The sequence below is a fragment of the Collinsella sp. BIOML-A6 genome, assembly GCF_009875845.1.
Lineage (GTDB): Bacteria > Actinomycetota > Coriobacteriia > Coriobacteriales > Coriobacteriaceae > Collinsella > Collinsella aerofaciens_H.
In genome coordinates this window covers 80,134-104,484 of the sequence record NZ_WWSL01000005.1, presented here as the reverse complement: position 1 = coordinate 104,484, position 24,351 = coordinate 80,134, and the positions used below count along the sequence as shown (strand labels likewise).

At 59.1% G+C, this 24,351-nt stretch carries 21 protein-coding genes; 18 read left to right on the top strand and 3 right to left on the bottom strand.

From position 1 onward, the window contains the following. Positions 1 to 55 precede the first annotated feature (55 nt). Entirely contained in the window at positions 56 to 970 is a 915-nt protein-coding gene (locus tag GT495_RS03040) for an RNA methyltransferase (RefSeq protein WP_161161439.1), read from the top strand. Positions 971 to 1,095: 125 nt separating this feature from the next. Continuing rightward, positions 1,096 to 2,445: an MATE family efflux transporter gene (locus GT495_RS03035; RefSeq protein ID WP_161161438.1), complete on the top strand. Its 1,350-nt coding sequence runs from the start codon at positions 1,096 to 1,098 to the stop codon at positions 2,443 to 2,445. A gap of 84 nt (positions 2,446 to 2,529) precedes the next feature. Here GT495_RS03035 and GT495_RS10820 read toward each other — a convergent pair whose 3' ends face one another. After that, positions 2,530 to 2,649 carry a cob(I)yrinic acid a,c-diamide adenosyltransferase gene (locus GT495_RS10820; protein WP_370457578.1) on the bottom strand — a complete coding sequence of 40 codons (120 nt, stop codon included), beginning with the start codon at positions 2,647 to 2,649 and terminating at the stop codon, positions 2,530 to 2,532. Positions 2,650 to 2,678: 29 nt separating this feature from the next. Further along, on the bottom strand, positions 2,679 to 2,777 hold the full coding sequence (locus GT495_RS10815; RefSeq protein WP_229042206.1) for a cob(I)yrinic acid a,c-diamide adenosyltransferase: 99 nt from the start codon (positions 2,775 to 2,777) through the stop codon (positions 2,679 to 2,681). 92 nt (positions 2,778 to 2,869) lie between these two features. On the opposite strand from GT495_RS10815, the gene ftsH reads away from it, so the two are divergent. Both ftsH and GT495_RS03020 read left to right on the top strand, forming a co-directional pair. Continuing rightward, positions 2,870 to 4,762: an ATP-dependent zinc metalloprotease FtsH gene (gene ftsH, locus GT495_RS03025; RefSeq protein WP_192924114.1), complete on the top strand. Its 1,893-nt coding sequence runs from the start codon at positions 2,870 to 2,872 to the stop codon at positions 4,760 to 4,762. A gap of 76 nt (positions 4,763 to 4,838) precedes the next feature. After that, positions 4,839 to 5,294, top strand: a complete 456-nt coding sequence (locus GT495_RS03020; protein ID WP_161161437.1) for a DUF523 domain-containing protein — start codon at positions 4,839 to 4,841, stop codon at positions 5,292 to 5,294. Between the two features lie 48 nt (positions 5,295 to 5,342). Here GT495_RS03020 and GT495_RS03015 read toward each other — a convergent pair whose 3' ends face one another. Continuing rightward, positions 5,343 to 6,425, bottom strand: coding sequence for an iron-containing alcohol dehydrogenase family protein (locus tag GT495_RS03015; protein WP_161161436.1), 1,083 nt, complete (start codon positions 6,423 to 6,425; stop codon positions 5,343 to 5,345). A 511-nt stretch (positions 6,426 to 6,936) separates the two neighbouring features. Here GT495_RS03015 and ileS point away from each other — a divergent pair. The 14 genes from ileS (at position 6,937) to mltG (ending at position 24,350) form a co-directional block, all read left to right on the top strand. Next, on the top strand, positions 6,937 to 9,714 hold the full coding sequence (gene ileS, locus GT495_RS03010) for an isoleucine--tRNA ligase (protein ID WP_192924118.1): 2,778 nt from the start codon (positions 6,937 to 6,939) through the stop codon (positions 9,712 to 9,714). Between the two features lie 222 nt (positions 9,715 to 9,936). Continuing rightward, the gene (lspA, locus tag GT495_RS03005) at positions 9,937 to 10,536 is read left to right on the top strand and encodes a signal peptidase II (protein WP_240128075.1); all 600 of its coding nucleotides are present in this window, start codon (positions 9,937 to 9,939) and stop codon (positions 10,534 to 10,536) included. Then, positions 10,536 to 11,549 (top strand): RluA family pseudouridine synthase, encoded by a 1,014-nt coding sequence (locus tag GT495_RS03000; RefSeq protein ID WP_161161434.1) that lies wholly within the window; start codon positions 10,536 to 10,538, stop codon positions 11,547 to 11,549. Before lspA ends, GT495_RS03000 begins: the two co-directional genes overlap by 1 nt. Before the next feature lie 82 nt (positions 11,550 to 11,631). Then, on the top strand, positions 11,632 to 12,927 hold the full coding sequence (locus tag GT495_RS02995; protein WP_022094595.1) for a glycosyltransferase family 2 protein: 1,296 nt from the start codon (positions 11,632 to 11,634) through the stop codon (positions 12,925 to 12,927). A gap of 81 nt (positions 12,928 to 13,008) precedes the next feature. Beyond that, a complete protein-coding gene (locus GT495_RS02990; RefSeq protein WP_161161433.1) occupies positions 13,009 to 13,431 on the top strand; it encodes a prepilin peptidase in 423 nt (140 codons plus the stop codon). 31 nt (positions 13,432 to 13,462) lie between these two features. After that, positions 13,463 to 14,710 (top strand): deoxyguanosinetriphosphate triphosphohydrolase family protein, encoded by a 1,248-nt coding sequence (locus GT495_RS02985; protein ID WP_161161432.1) that lies wholly within the window; start codon positions 13,463 to 13,465, stop codon positions 14,708 to 14,710. Positions 14,711 to 14,770: 60 nt separating this feature from the next. Continuing rightward, positions 14,771 to 16,120, top strand: a complete 1,350-nt coding sequence (locus GT495_RS02980; RefSeq protein ID WP_161161431.1) for a replication-associated recombination protein A — start codon at positions 14,771 to 14,773, stop codon at positions 16,118 to 16,120. Between the two features lie 100 nt (positions 16,121 to 16,220). Then, positions 16,221 to 16,808, top strand: a complete 588-nt coding sequence (locus tag GT495_RS02975) for a hypothetical protein (protein WP_138374846.1) — start codon at positions 16,221 to 16,223, stop codon at positions 16,806 to 16,808. Beyond that, the gene (locus tag GT495_RS02970; RefSeq protein WP_161161430.1) at positions 16,801 to 17,178 is read left to right on the top strand and encodes an ATP-binding protein; all 378 of its coding nucleotides are present in this window, start codon (positions 16,801 to 16,803) and stop codon (positions 17,176 to 17,178) included. Before GT495_RS02975 ends, GT495_RS02970 begins: the two co-directional genes overlap by 8 nt. A gap of 1 nt (position 17,179) precedes the next feature. Beyond that, a complete protein-coding gene (locus GT495_RS02965; protein WP_022094589.1) occupies positions 17,180 to 17,971 on the top strand; it encodes an RNA polymerase sigma factor SigF in 792 nt (263 codons plus the stop codon). Next, on the top strand, positions 17,968 to 19,380 hold the full coding sequence (locus tag GT495_RS02960; protein WP_161161429.1) for an AI-2E family transporter: 1,413 nt from the start codon (positions 17,968 to 17,970) through the stop codon (positions 19,378 to 19,380). The genes GT495_RS02965 and GT495_RS02960 overlap by 4 nt, the downstream gene beginning before the upstream one ends. Before the next feature lie 440 nt (positions 19,381 to 19,820). Continuing rightward, positions 19,821 to 22,478: an alanine--tRNA ligase gene (gene alaS, locus GT495_RS02955; RefSeq protein ID WP_161161428.1), complete on the top strand. Its 2,658-nt coding sequence runs from the start codon at positions 19,821 to 19,823 to the stop codon at positions 22,476 to 22,478. 17 nt (positions 22,479 to 22,495) lie between these two features. Continuing rightward, positions 22,496 to 22,924 carry a Holliday junction resolvase RuvX gene (ruvX, locus tag GT495_RS02950; protein ID WP_035138185.1) on the top strand — a complete coding sequence of 143 codons (429 nt, stop codon included), beginning with the start codon at positions 22,496 to 22,498 and terminating at the stop codon, positions 22,922 to 22,924. Continuing rightward, positions 22,917 to 24,350 carry an endolytic transglycosylase MltG gene (mltG, locus tag GT495_RS02945; protein ID WP_229042312.1) on the top strand — a complete coding sequence of 478 codons (1,434 nt, stop codon included), beginning with the start codon at positions 22,917 to 22,919 and terminating at the stop codon, positions 24,348 to 24,350. The genes ruvX and mltG overlap by 8 nt, the downstream gene beginning before the upstream one ends. Position 24,351 lies beyond the last annotated feature (1 nt).

Below are 24,351 nucleotides of genomic sequence, written 5' to 3'. Positions count from 1 at the left end.
AGCGTCGCCTCGTTTGGTATAGATGTGCTGTAAAGAAGGGTGCGGGCTGGCTGCTATGACTGATGCCGTTGAGGTTCTGCGAATTGATTCGCTCGAGGACGAGCGGCTCGATGCCTACGTGCGACTGACCGAGCGTGAGCTTCGCTGCGTGCTGGAGCCGCAGAAGGGCATTTTTATCGCTGAGAGTGCCAAGGTCATCGAGCGTGCGGTTCGCGCCGGATATGAGCCGGTGAGCTTTCTTCTGGGCGAGCGCTGGCTCGACCAGATGATGCCGCTGTTTGACCAGCTTGTCGTGCGCGAGGGAGCGGGTCCGGTTCCCGTGTTCGTGGCCTCCATGGAGCTCATGGAGCAGTTGACGGGCTTTAACGTGACGCGCGGCGCGCTGGCGGCGTTCCGTCGCCCGCGTCAGATTCCGGTTGATGAGTTCTTGGGTGGCGTCGTCGAGGCGGCGGGGGAGCGCCCGGTGCGCGTGTGCGTGCTCGAGGGTATTGTCGACCACACGAACGTGGGTGCGATTTTCCGCTCGGCCGCCGCGCTCAATGTCGACGGTATTTTGGTCAGTCCGACGTGCTGCGACCCGCTGTACCGTCGCTCGGCCCGCGTGAGCATGGGCACGGTGTTTCAGGTGCCGTGGACGCGTATTGGCAGCGAGGCTCGTGTGTGGCCGCACGATGGCCTGGCGGCACTGCACGAAGCCGGTTTTTCGTGCGCTGCGATGGCGCTGACGGACGACTCCGTTTCGCTGGACGATCCTGCGCTGCAGGAGGTTGATCGCCTGGCGATCTTTATGGGCACCGAGGGTGCCGGCCTGGGCGCCAAGACTATCGCGGGCTGCGACCGAGCCGTGCGCATTCCGATGGCGCACGGGGTCGATTCGCTCAACGTGGCCGCGGCGAGTGCCGTCGCCTTTTGGCAGCTGTGCCCGCACGTGAGCAACGAGTATCACTACCAGCCGGGGCTGTATCACTAGGCAGATAGTTTGCACCGGGCTCTGACTCGGGGTGTTTCGGTCGACGTCGGTCGGTGCTAAGCTGCTATTAGCTTAGGTCTTTAATTACTGTTTTGTCGGTTGACGTACGCTTTTGGGGAGGGCGTGTGGCTAAGAAATCTACGGCTATCGATGTAACGCAGGGTGTTATTTGGCAGCAGCTGCTTTCGCTGTGCGTTCCCATCTTTTTTAGTTCGTTTTTTCAGCAGGCCTACACGCTTATCGGTACCTATATCGTCGGTCAGTTTGGCGGCAAGCTCGCGCTAGGTGGCATTCAAGCTACGATGGTGCTCACCGAGCTCTGCATTGGTTTTTGCGTCGGTGTGGGTGCTGGCTGTGCCGTTATTACCGGTCAGTTTTTTGGCCAGCACGATGACGAGCGCCTGAGCCGATCGGTCCACACGGCCATGACGCTCGCGCTGGTGGGCGGTATCGCTTTCTCGATTCTTGGCATAGTGTTCGTTGAGCCCATGCTGGTGCTTATGAATACGCCGCATGAACTATTGGCCGAGGGCGTGGCCTATGCCCGTTGCTATTTTGCCGCCATGGTTGCGGCGCTGCTGCTCAATATGGGAACGGCATTGCTGCGCGCCGTGGGCGACACGCGCGGGCCCGCTGTGATCATCGCTTCCGGCTGCCTTGTTAATGCGGTGCTGGATGTCATCTTCGTTGCCGTACTTCATATGGAGGCTCTGGGCTGCGGCATCGCGGTGGCGCTGACCATTTGCTCCAATGCCACGATGATCGTGATTCGTATGATGCACGCACCGGGTGCGTGGCGGCTTTCACTGTCCAAACTCGGCATTGATCCTGGTATTTGTAAGAGCATGATTTCGTGTGGTCTGCCGCTTGGCTTTCAGTCTGCTGCGTATTCGATTTCCAACGTTTTGATTCAGGTGTCGGTCAACTCGTTTGGTGCCGATGTCACCACGGCTTGGGGTCTTTCGGGCCGCCTGGATGGCATTGTCTGGATGGTTACCGAGGCGCTTGGCGTGTCGATTACCACGTTCTCGGCACAGAACTTTGGCGCGCGCAACTACGAGCGCATGCGAAAGGGCTACCATACGTCGCTCGTGCTGTCGTTTATGCTCATTGGTGGCCTGTCTGCCGTGCTGCTGGTGTTCTCGGGTCCGTTGTCGCGCCTGTTTGTCGACGATGCTTCGATTTCGGCGTACACCACGACCATCCTCCATTTCATTGCGCCGTTCTATGCGATTTTCTCGATTATCGAGAACGCCTCGGGTTCCATCCGCGGCGCCGGCGTGAGCTTGCAGCCTATGATGCTCACCATCTTTGGCACCGTCGTGCTCAGGGTGATCTGGGTGTTTGCGATTATGCCGTTCGATCCGTCGCTTGAGCACCTGCTGCTGGTCTACCCCGTAACCTGGTTCATTACGGCCGCGATGTTCACCATCTACCACCACAGCGGCAACTGGCTAGGCCGCGCCACTGCCTAATGATCCCTTGGGGCGGAGGAAAATGGATCATTGCTCTCCGTCGTGATGTCGATGACCCGTTTTCCTCTGTCCCCTTCGGATCAATTAGTATTCGATGCCTTGGCGGGCTAGGAGGCCTTCGTCGAAGTAGTGTTTGACGGGGCGCATTTCGGTGACTAAGTCCGCGAGGTAGGCCAACGGCAGCAGCCCGCGGCCGGTGAGCACGAGCTCCGTGGTGGCGGGCTTTATCGCAATCAGTTCCTCGACATCCTCTCGCGCCCCAACGCAGCCGTCGTCTTGCCCTTGCCGTCGCCCGTATAGATTTGAACCTTGCCGACTTCCAGTGATGCCATCTCTGTCCTTTCGTGCCCGGCGTCGGTTTATCGTCGCTTGGGTTGGGTATTCTAGAAAGCATTATCAACCCCAGTAGATGGAGTTCAAGCAGATGGAGATGGATGACAACAAGCGTAGACGGAATATGATCCTCTACGTGCTCATCGCCTTCGTCGTCTACCTCGTGCTCTCGACCGTTCTGTTCCCTAACATCGGTCACACGCAGCAGATTACGAAGACCGATTACTCGACGTTTGTCAAAGCGCTCGATAAGAAGAGTGTCGACAAGGTCGAGTACAACACGGACGATTACTCGATTTATTACACCAAGAAGGGCGAGGACGAGAACATCGCCTATAAGACGACCGGTGTGCCGAACGATGCGGGCTTTACCGATCGCGTGCTTGAGTCTGGCGCTTCGCTGGAGTCGGTCGTTCCCGATAAGAGCTCGGGTTTGATGACCTACTACCTGCTCACACTCATTCTTCCCATGGCGATTTTCTTCCTCATTGGTTGGTGGCTCAACCGCCGCATGAAGAAGGCTATGGGCGATGACGGCCCGTCGATGAACTTTGGCGGTGGCGGTTTTGGCGGCGGCGGACTGGGTAAGTCCGGCGCGCGCGTGATCGCCTCCAAGGACGTGGGCGTGACCTTTAAGGACGTCGCCGGCCAGGAAGAGGCCAAGGAGTCCCTCAAGGAGGTCGTCGACTTTCTGGAGAAGCCGCAGCGCTACGAGGAGATTGGCGCCAAGCTGCCGCGCGGTGCTCTCCTTGTTGGCCCTCCGGGTACCGGTAAGACCCTGCTAGCCAAGGCTGTTGCCGGCGAGGCTGGTGTTCCGTTCTTTAGCATTTCGGGTTCTGAGTTCGTCGAGATGTTCGTCGGCCGTGGCGCCGCCAAGGTGCGTGACCTTTTTAAGCAGGCCAAGGAAAAGGCCCCGTGCATCGTGTTTATCGACGAGATCGATACCATCGGTAAGAAGCGCGATGGCGGCGGTTTTAGCGGCAACGACGAGCGTGAGCAGACGCTCAATCAGTTGCTGACCGAGATGGATGGCTTCGATAACCACAAGGGTATCGTTGTCCTTGCCGCAACCAATCGCCCCGACAGTCTCGATCCGGCGCTGCTGCGCCCCGGTCGTTTTGACCGCCGCATCCCCGTCGAGTTGCCCGATCTGACCGGCCGTAAGAACATTCTCGAGCTTCACGCCAAGAGTGTGAAGACCGAGCCGCCGATCGATCTGACCGCGATTGCCCGCGCCACGCCCGGTGCCTCGGGCGCCGACCTGGCCAATATCATCAACGAGGGCGCCCTGCGCGCCGTTCGCGAAGGTCGCAAGCGTGCAACCCAGGACGACTTCGAGGAGTCGGTGGAGGTCGTCATTGCCGGCCAACAGCGTAAGTCCACGGTGCTTTCCGACCACGAGAAGCAGGTCGTTTCCTACCATGAGATCGGCCATGCCATTGTTGCCGCTCGCCAGAAGGGCTCTGCGCCGGTCACGAAGATCACCATCGTTCCGCGCACGAGCGGTGCCCTGGGCTACACCATGCAGGTCGAGGAGGACGAGCGCTTCCTGACCACGCGCCAGGAGGTCCTGGATAAGCTCGCCGTCTACTGCGGTGGTCGCGCGGCCGAGGAGCTCATCTTTGGCGAGATGACGACCGGCGCCGCCAACGATATCGAGCAGGCCACCAAGCTCGCCCGTAATATGGTGACGCGCTTTGGTATGTCCGACGAGTTTGGCATGATGGCGCTCGGTACCGTGCAGAACGCGTATCTCAATCAGGACACGTCGCTCACCTGCGCCCCCGGTACGGCCGAGCGTGTGGACGCGATTGTCGCCAAGCTGATCGAGGATGCGCACGACCGCGCTTTGCAGATTCTGAAGGAGAACAAGTTTAAGCTCCACGAGCTGGCTCGTTATCTGTATAAGAAGGAGACCATCACGGGCGAGGAGTTCATGAACCTCCTCACGCGCGAGAATCCGCTGATGCCCAAGCAACAGTAATACTAGTTGCGCAGTGTCAATCGCCCCATTTGAGTGTCCATCTCAAATGGGGCGTTTTGCGTGGGGAGTGTTGTATATGAAGATCGTGGTGAGCGCCTGCTTGATGGGCGAGAGCTGCAAGTATAACGGGCTCGATAACTACCACCGCGCGTTGGTCGAGGCTTGCGAGCGCACGGGGACCGAGGTCCTCCTCGTGTGCCCCGAGGTCTTTGGCGGCCTGCCCACGCCGCGCAAGCCGTCCGAGATTGTGAACGGCGAGGTTCGTACCTGCGAGGGCATCTCGGTTGATCGCGAATTTCGCCTGGGTGCCCAACGTGCGCTCGATATGTGCGAGCAGGCGGGCGGCCCGTCCGAGATTGCTGCGTGCGTCTTGCAGGACCGCAGTCCCTCGTGCGGCGCGGGTCGCATCTACGACGGTACCTTTAGCGGTACGCTCACCGCGGGCAACGGCGTCTTCGTTGATCTGTTGCTGCGTCACGGCTATCGCGTTATACCAGCTAGCGAGTTCGACCCCAGCATGCTGGAGCAATAAAAAACCACCACAAGGGCACTGCTCCCTTGTGGTGGTTTTGGGCTAGGCCTAGAGCGTGTGGCCGTAGGCGTTGGCGGCCTTGATGGCGGCGGCGAACTTTTCGTCGGTGAAGGGCTCCGGGTTGCCTTGCTTCCACTCGTTGGTGGCGTGTGCGTATTCGCACAGGGCAGGGATATCGGTCTCGGAAAGCCCGACCTGCTCAAGCGTTACGGGCAGCCCCATCTGCTTGTTGAAGTCAGCATAGCGCTTAAGGTTCTCGGTGTCGCCCGTGTAGGCGAACAACACCAGCACGCCCAGGCTTACGACTTCGCCGTGCAGGTAGGTGCCCTCACGCGGAATGCTGCAGGTGGCGTTGTAGAACGCGTGCGCCACGCTCGAGTTGTAGTAGTAATCGTTCTGGTTGGTCAGGTTCGAGACATAGCCCGTGTTGACCACGATGTCGAGCGCGATCTGCTTGACGGCCTCGCTCGACAGATTCTGACGAACGTCCTCAAGACCCTGAACACCATAGGTAAACAGCGGCTCGGAACAGGTGTGGGCAAGAGCCAGGCCAAGGCCGGCGGTGTGCTCCAGGTCGCCGGCGCTCGTGGCGTACTCGACTTCGGGCTGCTTGGACAGGGCGTCGCCCACGCCGGCCCAGAAGTACTCCGCCGGAGCCTCGGCGATGATCTTGGGATTGATGAAGATGTGCGCCGGTCGGTTGGGGTACGAATAGCCCTCGAGCGATCCATCGTCGTTGTAGACGACGGCAATGGCGGTCGCGGCGGAACAGTTAGAGCAAATCGTCGGCACCGTAAAGACAATCTTCTTGAGCTCGATGGCTGCGGTCTTCACGGTGTCGAGTGCCTTGCCGCCGCCACAGGCGATAAGCACGTCTGCCTGCTGGCAAGCGGGGGAGTTCACGACCTTGGCGATATTGGCGCGCGTACTGTTTGTGCCGTAGACGCGCGTCTCCAGAATCTCGACGTCGGTACCTTCAAGCGCCGCCTCGATGCCCGGCAGCGCCGCAGCTAGGGCTCGCTTGCCACCAATGATGGCGACTTTCTTCGCGCCGTACTCCGCCAGTGCGGCGGGCAGCTCGGTAAAGCAATCCTCGCCGACGGTGTAGTCGCTCATTCCGATTGTGCGCATGGCAGCCTTCTTTCGTTAGTTAAAGTGCTTTCAGGTATTTTGCTCCTAGAGAAGGCTAACGACCACGAGAAATTTCTTACGTATGAAACCAGTGTTGAGGGTTTTTCGCCGGCGCGGAACGTGCTAGCATACTCCGCATAAGCGTTGATGGGGACGAGTAGTCGGCCGTCCGCATGCCACAGAGAGCGGGGAGCGCTGAGAACCCGTGCATGCGACCGATGAAAATCACCCCGGAGCTGCGGTCCCAACGGACGTGCCGCGCAGGCACGTCTTAGTAGATATCGCCGAGATGGTCGTCGATACAGGCCAGCCGAGTAACGGATGCGAGCGCGCGAATACGCGGGCGAGGGCATCTAAGCTGGGTGGTTAAACGAAGAGCTTTTGCGGGCATACAGCCCGTTTTTGTGGCGCTTCGTCCCAGCTTGTAGGGACGGGCGCTTTTTTGGTGCCCAACGGGCGTGCGCGCCCACGACATGAAAGGGGTACCGTGGCAAACGAGTACAAGCAGACGATGAATCTGCCCAAAACCGGTTTTCCCATGCGTGCCGGTCTTTCCAAGTCCGAGCCCAAGCGACTCAAGGACTGGCAGGACAACAAGGTCTACGAGCAGGTTCTGAAGAAGAACGAGGGTCACAAGAAGTTCGTGCTGCACGACGGCCCTCCGTACGCCAACGGCCCGATCCACATCGGCCACGCCATGAACAAGATCTCCAAGGACATGATCAACCGCTACTGGATGATGCAGGGCTATGAGGTTCCCTATGTCCCCGGTTGGGACTGCCATGGCCAGCCGATCGAGCATAAAGTCGAGGAGAAGCTCGGCACCGAGAAGTTCAACCAGACCTCCACGGCTAAGATCCGCGAGCTTTGCAACAAGTTCGCTGTCGAGAACATCGAGCTGCAGAAGGCCGGCTTCCGTCGCCTGGGCGTGCTCGGCGATTGGGACAACCCCTATCTGACGCTCTATCACCAGCATGACGCCGCCGACATCGAGGTTTTCAAGGCCATGTTCGACAAGGGCATGATCTATCGCGGCCACAAGCCGGTTCACTGGTGCAAGCACTGCCACACCGCACTTGCTGAGGCCGAGATTGAGTACTCCGACGAGACGAGCCCGTCCATCTTCGTGCGCTTTGAGATGACCTCCAAGCCCGCCGGCCTCGAGAACTTCGACGGCCCGGTTGACTTTATCATCTGGACGACCACGCCGTGGACCATCCCCTCCGACCAGGCAGTTTCCCTCAAGCCCGGCGCCGCCTATGTCGCCGTTGAGCACGAGGGTCGTGCCGAGGTCATGCTCGAGGACCTGGCTCCCAAGTGCTGCGAGGAGTTTGGTTGGGAGTACACCCCGGTTATGGTCGACGGTAAGCCCTATGTGGTTCCCGCCGAGACCTTCCACCACATCCACTACAAGCAGCCGATCTTTGACGGTGTTGAGGGCGTGGCGCTGCTGGCCGATTACGTCGGTGTCGATGACGGTACCGGTATCGTCCACAACTCGCCCGGCCACGGCGTCGACGACTACTTTGCCTGCCTCAAGGAGGGCATTACCGACATCTGCATGCCGGTCGATGATGACGGCAAGTTCTACACCGGCGAGGAGTTTGGCACCGGTGGTCCCTTCAGCGGCATGGATACCGATGAGGCCAACCCGCACATCATCGAGTTCCTGCGCGAGCGCGGCACCCTGGTCCTCGAGAAGAAGATCACGCACAGCTATCCGCACTGCTGGCGCTGCAAACACCCGGTGCTCTTCCGTGCTACTGACCAGTGGTTTGTCTCGATGGACAAGACCGGCTTGCGTGAGCAGGCTGGCAAGGAGGTTCGCGAGAACGTCAAGTGGTATCCGGCTCACGCCGCCAACCGCATCGGCGCCATGGTCGAGCAGCGTCCCGACTGGTGCATTAGCCGTCAGCGCAACTGGGGTGTGCCTATCCCCAGCTACACCTGCGCCGACTGCGGCGAGAAGGTCATGAACGACGCTACGCTCGACGCCGTCATCAAGCTCTTCCACGAGAAGGGCTCTGACGCCTGGTTCACCGACGCTCCCGAGAGCTACCTGGGCGAGGCCTGCGTCTGCCCCAAGTGCGGCGGTCATCACCTCAAGGCCGATAAGGACATCCTCGACGTGTGGTGGGATTCCGGCGTGTCTTGGAAGGCCGTCTGCGAGTATCGCCCTGAGCTTGAGTACCCGGCGGACGTGTATCTTGAGGGCTCCGACCAGCACCGCGGTTGGTTCCAGAGCTCGCTGCTCACCTCGGTGGGTGCCAACGGCCATGCTCCGTACAAGGCGGTCGTCTCGCAGGGCTTCACACTCGATGGTCAGGGCCGCAAGATGTCCAAGTCGCTCGGCAATGTTATCGACCCCAATAAGGTCTGCGACGAGATGGGCGCTGATATCATCCGTCTGTGGGTTGCCTCCGTCGACACCAGCTCTGACGTCTCCATCGACCACGAGATTCTCGCCCGTACGTCCGATGCCTACCGTCGTTTCCGCAACACGCTGCGCTTCCTGCTCTCCGAGCTCGAGGGTCAGTTTGAGCCCGAGACCGACGGCGTCGCCTTTGCCGACCTGCTGCCGCTCGACAAGCTCATGGTTGCCCGCCTGACTCAGGTTCAGGCCGAGGTCGACGACGCTTACTCTTGCTACGAGTTCCCGCGCGCTTACCGTGCGCTTTATGACTTCGTGGTTACCGAGCTTTCCAACGTGTACCTCGACGCCCTGAAGGACCGTCTGTACTGCGATAAGCCCGGCTCGCTCGAGCGCCGCAGCGCCCAGACCGTGCTGGCCGAGCTCTTCTCGATGCTCATGCGCGACCTGCAGCCGATCCTGTCCTACACGGTTGACGAGGCCATGGCATATGCGCCCGCTGGCTGCGTCGATCACCAGAAGTACGCCGCGCTGCTCGATTGGTACAAGTCGCCCATCACGGTCGACGAGGCCAATGAGTTCGAGGGCGTGCTCGAGGCTTCGCTCGAGCTCCGTAGCGCCGTGACCAAGGCCCTTGAGGATGCCCGTTCTGCCGGCACCTTCACCAAGAGCCAGCAGGTCCGCGTCAAGGCGGTCGTTCCCGCCGAGATGTACGCGCTGCTGACCGGTGATAAGGCCGTCGACCTGGCCGAGTTCTACATCGTCTCCGATGTTGAGCTGACCCAGGGCGAGGAACTCTCCGTTGCCATTGAAGCTGCCGAGGGCGAGTGCTGCGACCGTTGCTGGAACTACCGCACCACCGTCGGCGAGTACAACGGCCACGCACATATCTGCGAGAGGTGTGCGAATGCCCTTTAAGGCACGGTAACTCGGCATTTTAGTTATAGGTAGAATTTGGGCGCCTTCGGCCCATTTGCTCCGCTGAATAAAAGCGGCATTCTGTTTTTCGGAATGCCGCTTTCTTTTTATGCTGGTTATTTCGCTTGTGTTGGTGGATATGTCGTGCGCTCTGCATGTGGCAATATAAGATGGATAATTGCGTTAAACGGAATTCGATTGTTCTGAGGGCAGGGGATTGATTTGGGTCGTACTGGGGATATGACGCCGCCTTTGCGTTGGCGGTTGGGTGTTGCTGGTGGGGTGGCGCTGGTTGTGCTGCTTGTTGACCAGCTGACCAAGCTTGCGGTTCGTGCCGTGGGCGACGCTTTGCATGTGACTGTTATCCCCGGTGTGATCGACTTTCTATTTGTCCGCAATATCGGAGCCGCCTTTAGCATGGGCGAGGGTCATGGCGTCGCGTTCGCTGTGTTGGCGCTTGCGGTCATTGTCGCCATTGCCGTGTACTTGCTCCGTGCGCCTCAGCTCGCTCGTCTTGAGGTGGTAGGCATGGCTATGGTTGCGGGTGGCGCCATCGGCAACGCGATCGACCGTCTGGCTTTTGGCTTTGTGACCGATTTTATTGCCACCACTTTCATCGACTTCCCTGTCTTTAACGTGGCCGATATCGGCATTACCGCGGGCGTCGTGCTCGCACTCATCGGGTACATGTTCTTGAGTCCCGCTGCTCGCGAGGTCGATGCGACCGCTGAGCTCAACGCCCGTGACGAAGCCCGCGCCAAACGCAAAGCCAAACAGCGTGGGGAGCGTGCCCGCAAGATTCGCGAAAGGAATGAGCGTTAATGGCCGACATCCATATTCTTGTTGCCGACGATTGCTCTGGCCAGCGTCTTGACGCCTATTTGGGCGCCAACGATGGCTGTCCCACGCGCTCTGCCTGCGCGCATCTGATCGAGGGAGGCGCCGTTGCCGTCAACGGTGAGACTTGTCTCTCTAAAAAGTACGCCGTACGCGCCGGCGATCGCATCTCGGTCGACTTGCCCGAGCCGCACGACCCGACCGACGTGATTCCCGAGGCCATTCCCCTCGATATCCGCTACGAGGACGACTACCTTATCGTGCTCTCCAAGCAGCGGGGCCTGGTGTGCCATCCCGCCCATGGCCACGAGAGCGGCACCCTTGCGAACGCTCTGGTCTACCACTGCGGCATCGACCATCTGGGTACCGTACAGGGTGAGGACCGCCCCGGGATCGTGCATCGTTTGGATCGCGATACCTCGGGTCTCATGCTTGCGGCAAAGGACGACGACACGCAGCGCGCGCTTCAAAATCTCATTCGCACGCGCACGCTCGATCGTCGCTATATCACGCTTGTCCACGGGCACATCGCCATGGACGAGGGCACCATCAATACCGGTATTGCCCGTTCCACGCGCGACCGCGTCAAGATGGCGGTTTCGGACGATCCTTTCGCGCGTCAGGCCATTACGACCTTTAAGGTCCTTGAGCGCTTTGATTCCACGCGTTTTGATGACGGCTATACGCTCGTCGAGTGCCACCTGTTTACGGGCCGCACACATCAGATTCGCGTGCATATGCGCCATATCAACCATGCCTGCGTGGGCGATCCGCTCTACGGCAAGTGCGATGCACGCGCCGATCAGGGTCTGACCAGGCAATTCCTTCATTCCTGGCGCGTCGCATTCGACCATCCCGTGACGGGGGAGCGTATTGAGTGCCGCGATGAGCTGCCGTGGGATCTTGCCGCGGTTCTCGACGACCTGGCTCCTCGCTCACTCGGTCGTACTGCCGCTGGCGACGAAATCGTTCCGCAGCTCGGTCTTCTCGAAGTCTAGCCAGTATTAGGTGGTTTCTTGAACTCGATTAGCCTGCGGTAAGATATACGGTTGTTTACGTAACGCGTTCTCGGGAGCCTGCATGCTCGCCTTTTTACAAACCAACACACCCATTGTGATCTTCAACCAGATTGTCGTCACGCTGCTCACGGTCTGCTTTCTGTACCAGGTGGTCTTCTTTGTCATTGGCGCTCTTCGTGGCGAGGTCGCGCCTCCTAAGGCCAAAAAACTCCATCGCTATGCTTTCTTTATCGCGGCGCATAATGAGGAGGCCGTGATTGCCAACCTCGTTCGCTCCATCAAGGACCAGGATTATCCGTCCGAGCTTATCGAGGTCTTCGTGGTCGCCGATGCCTGCACCGACAACACGGCGCAGCTCGCGCGCGAGGCGGGCGCCATCGTTTATGAGCGCAACGACCTGGCCCGCAAGGGTAAGAGCTGGGTCATGGACTTTGGTTTTGACCGCATCCTTAACGAGTATCCCGACACGTTTGAGGGCTACTTTATTTTCGATGCTGATAACGTCATATCCCGCGATTACGTGTCCAAGATGAACGATGCCTTTGACCAGGGATTCCATGTGGTCACGAGCTATCGCAACTCCAAGAACTTTGGCAGCTCGTGGATCTCGGCAGCTAATGCTACCTGGTATTTGCGCGAGGCGCGCTTTCTCAACAACGCGCGCAATATCTGCAAGACTTCTTGCGCTGTCTCGGGTTCGGGCTACCTCATCTCCGCCAGTGTTATCGAGGGCATGCACGGCTGGCAGTTCCACACGCTGACCGAGGATATTCAGTTCACCACGTTCTGCGCCATTCACGGCATTCGCATTGGCTATGCGCCGGCGGAGTTCTTTGACGAACAGCCCGTGACGTTCAAGGCATCCTGGAAACAGCGCATGCGCTGGACCAAGGGCTTCTACCAGGTCTTTTTTACCTATGGCAAGCATCTTGTCAAATCGACGTTCCGCTACCATCGCTTTGCCGCCTACGACATGTTCATGACGATCGCCCCGGGTATGCTGCTGTCGCTCATCTCGATGCTCGCCAATGCGACGTTCCTGATCGTGGGTGGACTCTCGCACGGCTTTTTGGCTACCGAAGTCGAGATGCAGGCCTGTGCCGCGTCGCTCATTATGACCTTTGCCATGATGTACCAGACCTTCTTTATCCTGGCGCTGCTCACGACTATCTTTGAGTACAAGCATATTCACTGCGCGCAAAAGTGGCGTCTGGTGACTAACCTGTTTACCTTCCCGATCTTTATGTTCAGCTATATCCCCATCACGGTGGCCGCGCTGTTCCTGAAGGTCGACTGGGTTCCTACCCAGCATGCCGTAAACGTCACCCTCGACGAGGTCATGCAAGGCGCCAAATAACCACCACCAAAACCACCGCAAAGGGGACAGGCACCTTTGTGGTGGTTTTTGCTTTTGCGATGCAGCTCGAGGAGGCGTCCGATGGTCTATATCCCGTTTTGGATTTGCATCTTTGCCGGCGTGGCAATTGATGCCCGAGAGCGACGGTTTCCCAATGGGCTTGCCGGCGCATGTGCGGTGGCGGCTCTTGCAGGCGTCTGGCTCGACCTCGGTTTGAACACAGCGCTTGACCACGCGGGTCTTGCCGTCATTGTGTATCTTGCTCTCGTGCTGACTGAGTCCCTCTGGCGTCGTCTTCGCCAAATCCCGGGCATCGGCATGGGGGATGCCAAGGCGCTCTTCGCGCTTTGCACGCTCGACCCTATGGGTGGCATCGTGGCATTTGCCGTCGCACTCCTGGCTCTGGCCCTTTCCTGCCTCTTCACAAAATCGCGCTCCCTGCCATTGCTCCCGTTTTTAGTGCCGATTTTTGCCATAATCGAGGTCGTGGGCTGCACTATGTAACCGATTGCGCATCCTTCTTAAGGAGCATGCCATGGAATCTAATCAAGAAACGGCCGTCATTAAGGCGCGCATGGACCGTATTCCCTCAGCGTTGTCGCCCGAGCTTGTCGAGCGCATTGCCGCCGATCGTGCTTCGGGCTATGTCAACCCGTATCGTTGCAACGATGATCAGGTCATTCGTCGTATTGATCGCACTACCGACAAAGGCACGCTTATGCGTCCGGCGTTTATGCGCGATACCGAAAAGATACTTCATCTTCCGGCTTACACCCGGTATGCGGGCAAAACGCAGGTCTTTAGCTTTCGTAGCAATGACGATCTGTCACGCCGCGGTTTGCACGTGCAGCTTGTCTCGCGCATTGCGCGCGATATCGGTCGCGCCCTGGGGCTCAATTGCGATCTGATCGAGGCGATTGGCCTGGGCCACGACTTGGGACACACGCCTTTCGGCCATTCCGGCGAGCGCTTCCTCAACGATATCTATCACGAGCGTACGGGGCGTTATTTTTTCCATAACGTGCAGTCGGTCCGCGTGCTCGACGCGTTGTATGGCCGCAACGTGTCGCTCCAGACGCTCGACGGCGTGCTATGCCATAACGGCGAGTACGAGCAGCGTGTGTTTGAGCTCTCGGACATGGGCTCCTTTGACCAGTTTGACCAGACGGTTGAGGATTGCATTGCCACGGGCTATAGCGCAATTGAGCATCTGCGTCCCATGACGCTCGAGGGCTGCGTCGTTCGCATCTCGGATATTCTTGCCTACGTCGGTCGTGACCGTCAGGATGCGATCGCGGCGGGCCTGCTTTCGCCCGACGCTTTTGATGATGGCCGGGGCGGTGCCTACAACAGTTGGATCCTCACGCATGCCTCTATCGATATCGTTGAGCACAGCTATGGTAAGCCGCGCATCGAGATGAGCGAGGACCTGTTTGAGGAAATTCGCCGAGCCAAGCGCGAGAACTACGAGAAGATCTATAGCAAGGGCGGTATCGAAGGCGATTCCGAGGCGGAGCTGCGCGAGGCGTTCGTAAAGCTCTACGACCGTTGCCTGCGGGATCTAAACAGTGGCGACGAGTCCTCTTACATCTTTAAGCACCATATTTCGCGCATTGAGCAGCAGCTTTCCTACTATGATCGCACCTATGCCTGGCAGGACGACAAGGATCAAGCCGTGGTGGATTATATCGCGAGCATGACGGACGGTTATTTCTGCGAGCTGACGAGCAAGCTGTTCCCTGGTCTGGAGTTTCCGCACCGTACCTATATTAACGAACGGTAGTTCGTATTAATTCGGTATACTGTTAGTGGAAAACGTTTTTGATTGATACACGGGATGGCTATGGACGACCTTTTTTCTGCTTCGACGCGCGAGCGTTCCTTTCAGAATGCGCCGCTTGCGGTGCGCATGCGCCCCAATTCGCTCGACGAGTACGTGGGCCAGCAAAAGGCCGTCGGTAAGGGTTCATGGCTGCGTGCCGCGATCGAGCACGACGTGCTTTCGAGCGTGATTCTGTACGGGCCTGCCGGTACGGGCAAGACGACGCTGGCCCACATTATCGCCAACCATACCAAGAGCGAGTTTGTCGAGGTCAGCGCCGTCACGGGTACCGTGAAGGACCTGCGTCGTGTGATTGATGAGGCCAAGACGCGCCTGAATACGTACGACCGCCGCACCATTCTATTCATCGATGAGATTCACCGCTTCTCTAAGTCGCAGCAGGATGCCCTGCTGCATGCAGTTGAGAACCGTACCGTCATTATGATTGGCGCTACGACGGAGAACCCGTACTTCGAGGTCAACTCGGCACTGCTCTCACGTGGTCGCGTCGTGGAGCTTGAGCATCTGAAGGATGAGGATATCGCCACGCTTATTGAACGTGCGCTTGAGGCGCCGCAGGGCTTGAACGGTAAGTTCTCGGCCGATGAGGATACGGTCAAGACCATCTGCACGCTGGCAGCGGGTGACGCTCGCTCGGCGCTCACGACGCTCGAGCTTGCGAGCGAGATTGCCGTCACGCGTCCCGATACCGATGGAACGCCAGCGCCCGCGGCGGGGGAGCGCTATCCCATCACCGTGGATGACGTAAAGATTGCCAACCCGCGTCGCGGCTTTACGTATGACAAAAACGGCGACATGCACTACGACATCATCAGTGCGTTCATCAAGTCCATGCGCGGTAGCGACCCCGATGCCACGATCTATTGGCTCGCGCGCATGATCGATGCTGGGGAGGATCCTAAGTTTATCGCTCGCCGCATTATGATTCACGCTTCTGAGGATGTTGGCAACGCCGACCCGCAGGCGCTTTTGGTGGCGCATGCCGCGTTTAAGTCTGCCGAGGTCATTGGCTATCCCGAGTGCCGCATTAACCTGGCTCAGGCTGCACTCTATGTGTGCTTGGCGCCAAAATCCAACGCGTGTGAGGCTTCGATCGATGCGGCGCTGGCCGATATCCATTCTAGTGGGCTTCGCGAGGTGCCGAGTTATCTGCGCGATCGCCATCGCCCGGGCAGCGATGAATACGGTGTGTATAAGTATCCACATGATTATCCCGAAGGCTGGGTCGATCAGCGCTATTTGCCCGATGGCTTGGAACGCGGTGCATTTTGGCAGCCTGCCGGGCGCGGCTGGGAAGAGTGGCGCGTAGAGCAAAGCGAACGCGACCGCAGCGGGAATGCACCGAGGTAGCTGCTGATAATTTTGTCCCACGTTGCTGCTCTTGGCATGTTCGGTCCCCTTTGGGGTACCATGAAAAGCGTCTGTATTTCGATTCTTCCGGGAGGCTTGTATGAGTCCCATTCAAATCGCCCTGCTGCTGCTCGCCGTTGCCGGCGTGTGGGCCATCGCTGAGCTCGCGCTTACCCTGCGCAAGACCCGCAATGTTGTCGACTCGCTCGATAAGACCGTGAACGACCTCAACAACACCATCGCCGAGGCTCAGCCTGTGGTGGCAAAGCTCGATGGCGCTGTCGATGAGCTTACGCCGGCGCTTGCCCAGATGGAGCCGCTGCTTAAGTCGAGCAAGACGGCAGTTGATGCCCTTACCTCCAATCTCGTAGAGGTCGAAGCCGTGGTTCGCGACATTTCCGAGGTTACGGGCAGCATGGCCGAGGCCAGCAATGCTGTGTCGAGCGTGACCGACTCTGCCGCCGGTGCTGTGCAGAAGCTCTTCAATAAGGTGAAGGCTCCTGCAGCCGACGCCGATCGCAAGCTCGCCGCTGCCGCTGCGGAGGCCGAGCAGCCTACCGAGCGCGTCCTAATTGGCGAGGACGAGGCCGCCGCGGGCGACGATGATGGTCAGAAGTCTGTATCCAAGCCGGCTCAGTATTACACCTATACGCCCGCCGAGACCTCTGAGGAGTCCTGCGATGAGTAGCGAAGCAACCTGCCCTATCACGCTGACCGTTGCCGGTGACCCGCGTCTCGCTCGCCTTGTGCGCATGACGGCAGCCAACGTTGGTGCCCTGTGCTCTATGTCTGTCGATCGCATCGAGGACATCCGCATGGCTGCTGAGGAGGCTTTCATCTTTGGTTGCACCGCGGTCGACTGCGATGACATCACCATCAAATTCGATGTCGATGAGACCCACGTTGGCATGACTATTACCTTTGGCGACCAGGCTACGGTCGATGAAGACGACCAGGCTGCGGTGTATACCGAGCTCATCCTCGCGAGCGTGTGCGACTCCTACGAAAAGACTACGGCGCCCCTGACGCTTTCCCTCGACCTCAAGGCGGATATCTAATATGACCGAACGTTCCCGGAGCGGAAAGACCGCTTGGGACAAGGAGAAAACTCGCGAGCTGTTTCGTCGTTACAAGGAGACCGGTGATCCGGACGCCCGTGAGCAGCTCGTCATGTCCCATATGAACCTGGTAAGGTTTCTTGCCAACAAATTTAAGAATCGCGGCGAGCCGCTCGACGACCTCATGCAGGTCGGCTATCTGGGCTTGCTCAAGGCTATCGACCGTTTTGATCCCGAGCGCGGACTCGAGTTCACGACGTTTGCGACACCCACTATCCTGGGCGAGATCAAACGCCATTTTCGCGACAAGGGCTGGAGTGTGCGCGTACCGCGTCGTCTGCAGGAGCTCTCGGCCAAGGTCAACCAGGCTACTGACAAACTTACCAACGAGCTGCAGCGTTCGCCCAAGGTTGAGGAGATCGCTGAGTATCTAGATGTGACTGTCGATGAGGTCCTCGAGGCTATGGAATCGTCTTCGGCCTATACCTCGGTGCCCATCGAGGCTCCTGGTGCGTCCGATTCCGACGATGCGCCCTCGATTCTCGACCGTTACGCCGACGATGACAACGAGCTCGACTTTACCGATGACCGCCTGGTGATCGAGGAAGCCATCCGCGATTTCTCGCCGCGTGAGCGCGAGGTGATCGAGCTGCGCTTTGTGAAGGGCATGACCCAGATCGAGATTGCCAAGAAGCTGGGCATCTCGCAGGTGCAGGTCTCGCGTCTGCTGCGTCGCACGCTTAAGAAGATTCAGGACAAGATCGACCCCGACGGAGTGATGATTCGTTCATGAGTGAGCACCCCCAACAAACCGATCGCGTGCTGCGCGACACCCGCGTTCTGACGCTGCGCATTTGGGCTGTTGTCGGCTGCATTGTTATTGCTGCTGTCATCTTTAACCTTATGGGCATCCTGGCACCGGTTATTGAGTTTCTTGCCGTTGGCTCCATCATTGCTTTTGTGATGTCCCCGATCACCAACTGGCTCGAGCACCATGGCGTGAATCGCTGCATCGGTTCGCTTATTGCGCTAATTGTTGTTGTTGCCGTGCTCGTCGGTGTCGTTTGCATCTTGTCGCCGATTCTCTTTGGTCAGATCATGGAAGTCCTGAGCCGCCTGCCCGAGCAGCTTCGTGTTGCGGGTGGCGATCTCAACGAGATGATCTCGCATGCCAAGACGCTCAACAACACGCCGCTCAAGGAGTATTTGGACGATAATCTTTCGTCGCTGGTTGCCGTGGCATCGAAGTATGTGTCTCAGATCGCTGCCGAGCTTGGCCGCGGTGTGTTCCCGCTCATCACCAATACGGCTTCGCAGTTGTTCGTGATCTTCCTTGGTCTGGTGCTTGCCTACTGGATGGCCTGCGACTACCCTCGCATGCATCACGAGATTTGCACCATCATCGGTCAGGAGAAGGAGACCTCGTACCGCTTTATGGTCGCCATCCTTTCTTGCTCTGTCGGCGGCTACATGCGCGGTATGGTCGTGACGTCCATCTGCGGTGGTTTCCTCGCCTTTATCGGTTTTATGATCATCGGTCATCCGTATGCGGCGCTCATGGCTATCTTTACCGGCATCATGCATTTGGTTCCGGTCGTCGGTCCTTGGGTGAGCGCAGCAATCGCCACGGTGCTCGGTTTCATGTTCAGCCCCATGTTGGCGTTATGGACGCTCATCGTGACGATGGTCGCGCAAAACGTCACCGACAACGTGATTTCTCCTAAGGTCATGCAGAGCTCGGTGCAGGTGCATCCCATCATGAGCCTCACGGCGCTCGTTATTGGCTCGGCACTCATGGGCCCCATCGGCATGATTATTGCCATCCCGCTTTGTGCGGCCCTCAAGGGCATCTTCGTGTACTACTTCGAGAATGAGACCGGCCGTCAGCTTGTGGCCTATGACGGCGCCGTGTTTAAGGGCACACCGTACCGCGATGCCGATGGCAACCCGGTCGCCGCCTATGACGCGCTCGGCGACGACACCTTCATCTACGAGTCCGAGCTTATCGGCAACGAGACTGCGCCCGAGGCCAAGGCCATGCCCAAGCCCGAGCTCGATAATCCCTGGATGAAGCTCTCGGGCCTTCAGCCCGATGCTACGGGCTTTTTCAAGAATCCCTTCGCCAAAGACGACGATTTCAATATGAACGACGAAACCAAAACCGGCATCGACGGCTCCATGGACGATTCGGATTCTAAATAGGTTCTATTAACGTTTCTTGAAGTTGTAAATGACAAGAAACGCGACCAAAGCGATTGATAAGGGGCCGGCTACATAGAAAAAGAGAACGTCAATTGCGCGTAGAGTGTAATAAGCCTTATCGCCGGACATTACTGTATACAATACGTATCCAAATGATGGTTGGTTTGCGTACCAGCATGAGAAGGCTAAGAGCGCTAAAAGTGCTACAACCAGAAGTGCATTCAGGACAAATCGTTTGCTTTTCATCGATCGCTCCTTCCGGGTGAATCTTATATGCAATTATACAGCAGTCCTTTTTCAAAGGATCGCGCAGTACTAAATAACGTGCACTTTCGCTGGAGGGTCGCTGTTTGGCGACCCTCTTTTTTGCACAGGCGCGGCGGGATGGTAATATCGTTACGTTTGAACTGTTTCGATGTGAAACCGAGGAGATTCCCTCTATGAGTGCTGACTACCCGTCAATGACTACGGCCGAGATTCGCTCCAAGTTCCTCAACTTCTTTGAGGAGCGCGGTCTTAAGCTCTATCCTTCTTCGTCCCTCGTCCCTGACGATCCTTCGCTGCTGCTTGCCAACGCCGGCATGAACCAGTTTAAGGAGTACTACCAGGGCAAGAAGACCATGAAGGAGATCGGCGCTATCTCCTGCCAGAAGTGCGTCCGCACCAACGACATCGATTGCATCGGCGAGGACGGCCGTCACCTGTCCTTCTTTGAGATGCTCGGCGACTTCTCCTTTGGCGGCGTCTCCAAGCAGCAGGCTTGCGCCTGGGCCTTTGAGCTCATCACCAAGGAGTTCAAGCTGCCGCTCGACCGCCTGTACTTCACCGTCTTTACCGAGGACGACGAGACCCACGACGTGTGGCGTTCTTTGGGTGTTGCTGAGGACCACATCTCCCGCCTGGGCGAGGACGACAACTTCTGGGCCGCTGGCCCCACTGGCCCCTGCGGCCCGTGCTCCGAGATTTACTTTGACATGGGCGAGGAGGTCGGCTGCGGCAGCCCCGACTGCAAGCCTGGCTGCGACTGCGACCGCTTCCTGGAGTTCTGGAACCTCGTCTTTACCCAGTACGACCGCCAGGAGGACGGCTCCATGCCGGAGCTGCCGCACCGTAACCTCGATACGGGCATGGGCCTTGAGCGCATGGCCGCCATCATGCAGCACAAGACCGCTAACTACGACGGCGATCTGATGCAGCACCTCATCAAGCTCGGTGAGGAGATCAGCGGCAAGACCTATGACGCCGACGATTACTCCGGCGCCAGCCGCTCCCTGCGCATCATCGCCGACCACTCCCGTGCTGTCGACTTTATGATCTCGGACGGCATCCTTCCCGGCAACGAGGGTCGCGAGTACGTCCTTCGCCGTCTGCTCCGCCGTGCCGTGTTCCACGGTCGCCTGCTGGGCATCGAGGGCGCCTTCCTGACCAAGTTCATCGACGAGGTCAACGCTCAAATGGGCGAGGCCTATCCCGAGTTGCTCAAGAACGTCGCGCTCGTCAAGGGTATCGTTGCCTCCGAGGAGGAGCGCTTCTCCACGACGCTCGACAACGGCCGCGTGTACCTGGACGAGGCCCTGGCAGCGCTTGCCGAGGGCGCTGTGCTTCCGGGCGATGTCGCCTTTAAGCTGCACGACACCTTTGGTTTCCCCATCGATCTGACCGTCGAGATCGCCGGCACCGCTGGCCACGACGTCGACATGGACGGCTTCACTGCCTGCATGGAGGACCAGAAGGCCCGCGCCCGCGCTAACGCCAAGGGCGACGCCTGGGGTAGCTTCAACGACGTGTGGGTCGAGCTTTCCGACAAGGTCGCAGCGACCGAGTTCGACGGCTATGACAACGATGTGATCGAGGGCGCCAAGGTTGTCGCCATCGTGCGCAACGGCGAGTCCGTCGAGTCCGCAGCCGCGGGCGAGGATGTCGAGGTCGTGCTCGACCGCACCCCGTTCTATGCCGAGATGGGTGGTCAGCAGGGCGATGCCGGCAAGCTTTCCGCCGAGGGCGTTGTTCTGACCGTTGCCGACACCAAGAACCACAACGGCCTGTATGCCCACGTCGCGCACGTTGCCGATGGCACGCTGACTGTCGGTGCCGCTGTGACCGCCGCTCTCGACGCCGAGCGCCGTGGCTTCCTGCGCCGCAACCACACCGCCACGCACCTGCTCGACGCTGCCCTTAAGCAGGTCCTGGGCGAGCACGTCTCCCAGGCCGGCTCGCTGGTGACGCCCGAGCACCTGCGCTTTGACTTTACGCACTTCGAGGCCCTTTCCTCCGAGCAGCTCAAGGCTGTCGAGGACTTGGTCAACCAGCAGATCTTCGCCTCCAAGCCGGTCGTGACCCGTGTTATGGGCATCGACGAGGCTAAGGCTGCCGGCGCTGTTGCTCTGTTTGGAGAGAAGTACGGCGATGTCGTCCGCGTCGTCTCCGTGGGCGCCGAGGACCAGCCGTTCTCTCGCGAGCTCTGCGGTGGCACGCACGCTGCCAACACCGCCGAGATCGGCCTGTTCAAGATTATTTCCGAGTCCTCTACGGGCTCGAACGTCCGCCGTATCGAGGCCGTGACCTCTAAGGGTGCTCTCGACTATATGGCCGACCGCCTGGCACTCGTTGACGCCGCCGCTGCTGCGCTCAAGTGCCGCGTCGACGAGGTTCCCGCCCGTGTGGAGAACCTGCAGGTCGAGCTGCGCGAGACGTCCAACAAGCTCAAAAAGGCTCTGACCGGTGGTTCCTCCGACGCCATTTCCAGCGCCATCGAGGGTGCTGTCGAGCTCGGCGGCTACAAGCTCGTCGTTGCTGAGCTCCAGGGCCTTGAGGCTGCCGACCTGCGCAACGTATGGGATACCGTGCACCAGAAGGTCGCCGGCCCTGTCGCTTGTGTCGTCGCCAGCGTGACTGAGAAGGGCACTCCGGCCCTGCTCGCTGCCGGCTCCGATGACGCCGTGAAGGCCGGGTTCCACGCCGGTAATGTGATCAAGCAGATCGCGGGTCTGGTCGACGGTCGCGGTGGTGGCCGTCCCAACATGGCCCAGGCCGGTGGCAAGAATGCTGCCGGCATCGCCGATGCCCTCGCGGCCGCCAAGACCGCGCTCGGCGCCTAAGAATCTAAGAAGTCACTGTGGTCGCGCTTGCGCTGGACATAGGGGAGACCAGGATTGGCATCGCCGTCTCGAGCCGTGATGGCAAGATGGCGATGCCCGTCAAGGTGCTCCCGGCCGCCGAGGTCACCGGTATGGCCAAGACGTTCCGCTACCTGGTCGAAGACTATGAGCCCGACATCCTGGTAAGCGGACGTCCCCTGACCATGGCCGGTGAGCCCGGCCCCCAAGCCGAGCGCGTTGCCGCCGTGGCGCAAAAGATTGCCGACGAGCTCGATCTTCCGCTGGAGTTTGAGGACGAGCGTCTGTCCTCGCAAGAGGCCAAGCGTATCCTGCGCGAGCAGGGCCTCAACGAAAAGCAGATGAGGGGCAAGATCGACATGATTGCCGCCAGCCTTTTTTTGCAGACGTGGCTCGATCGTAAAAACGAGGAGGTTTCGCATGCCTAGTGCTTCCGATCCGCGCCAGCCGAATCGTACACGTCAGCCGGCGTCGCGCCCTGCCCAGCCTGGCCAGCGTCCGGCACAGCCGACGCAGCGCGCAGCTCAGCCTGCCGCGCGCCCGGTGCAGTCCTTCTCTCGTTCGGCCCAACCTGTTCAACGGACGGGTCAGCAGCCTTCTGCTCGTTCGGTTCAGCATCCGGCTTCTCACGCGGCTCAGCAGCCCACTGCTCGTACGGCCCAGCCTGCAGGCGGTACCCGCTTTAAGCAGCAGGCACCTACCCAGCGAACGCAGGCCCCCCAATCGCATTCTCATCACGCCCGCGGTTCGCATGGCGTTGCTCCGGCGACCCGCTCGAGCTACAACACGCATACTCGTCGCGGTGCTCAAAAGAAGAGCTCTCCGGTTCCCATGATCATCGGCGTTGTGGTGGCGGTGCTTGCGCTTGTCGCGATCGTTTTCTTTGTCGTGCCGGCCGTCAAGGGCTTCTTTGCCGGTGAGGATACGAAGGTCACGGCTGGTCAGCAGGTTACGGTAACCATTCCCGACGGTGCTTCGGGCGATACGATCGCCTCGATTCTCTCCGAGAACCATATCGTCGAGAATCCCAAGGATTACTATGCGGCGGTGAAAAAGCTCAACGCCGATATGTCGCTCAAGCCTGGTACCTATTTGTTCACCACACTCATGGACGCGACCAAGGTTGTTCAGCAGCTCATGGAAGGTCCCAACGCGGGCTCCAATGCGCTAACTATCCCTGAGGGCCTGACGGTCGATCAAGTCGCCGACCGTGTGGCCCAGGCCTACGATGGCATCTCTAAGGAAGACTTCCTCAACCAGGCTAAGGCCTCCAACTACGTGGACGACTATAGCTTCCTTAAGGGCGCCGCCAACGACTCGCTTGAGGGTTTCTTGTTCCCCAAGACTTATTCGTTGGGCGATTCGCCGACGGTCGATGACGTGATTCGCGCTATGCTCGATCAGTTTAAGACCGAGTACAAGTCGCTTGACTTTGCGAGCTGCGAAGCCAAGATCAAGGAGCGCTATGGTGTGGAGATGTCCGACTACGACATCGTCAACTTGGCCTCTATCGTTGAGCGCGAGGGCCTCAACGCCGATCAACGTGCGCACGTGGCCTCGGTCTTCTACAACCGCCTTGCCGGCAAGCTCGACGGTCTGCGCTATCTCAACAGCGATGCGACCATGATGTATGTCACCGGTGGCGAGGTTACCGCCGACGACCTGCAGAGCGATAGCCCGTATAACACCTATAAGCATGAGGGCCTGCCGCCCACGCCCATCTGCTCTCCGTCGCTCGAGGCACTCAAGGCCACGCTTGAGCCGACCGACTCCGATGACCTGTATTTCTACATTACGCAGGACGAGGAGTACTTCTCGCAAACCTACGAAGAGCATCAACAGTCTTGGAATTAGC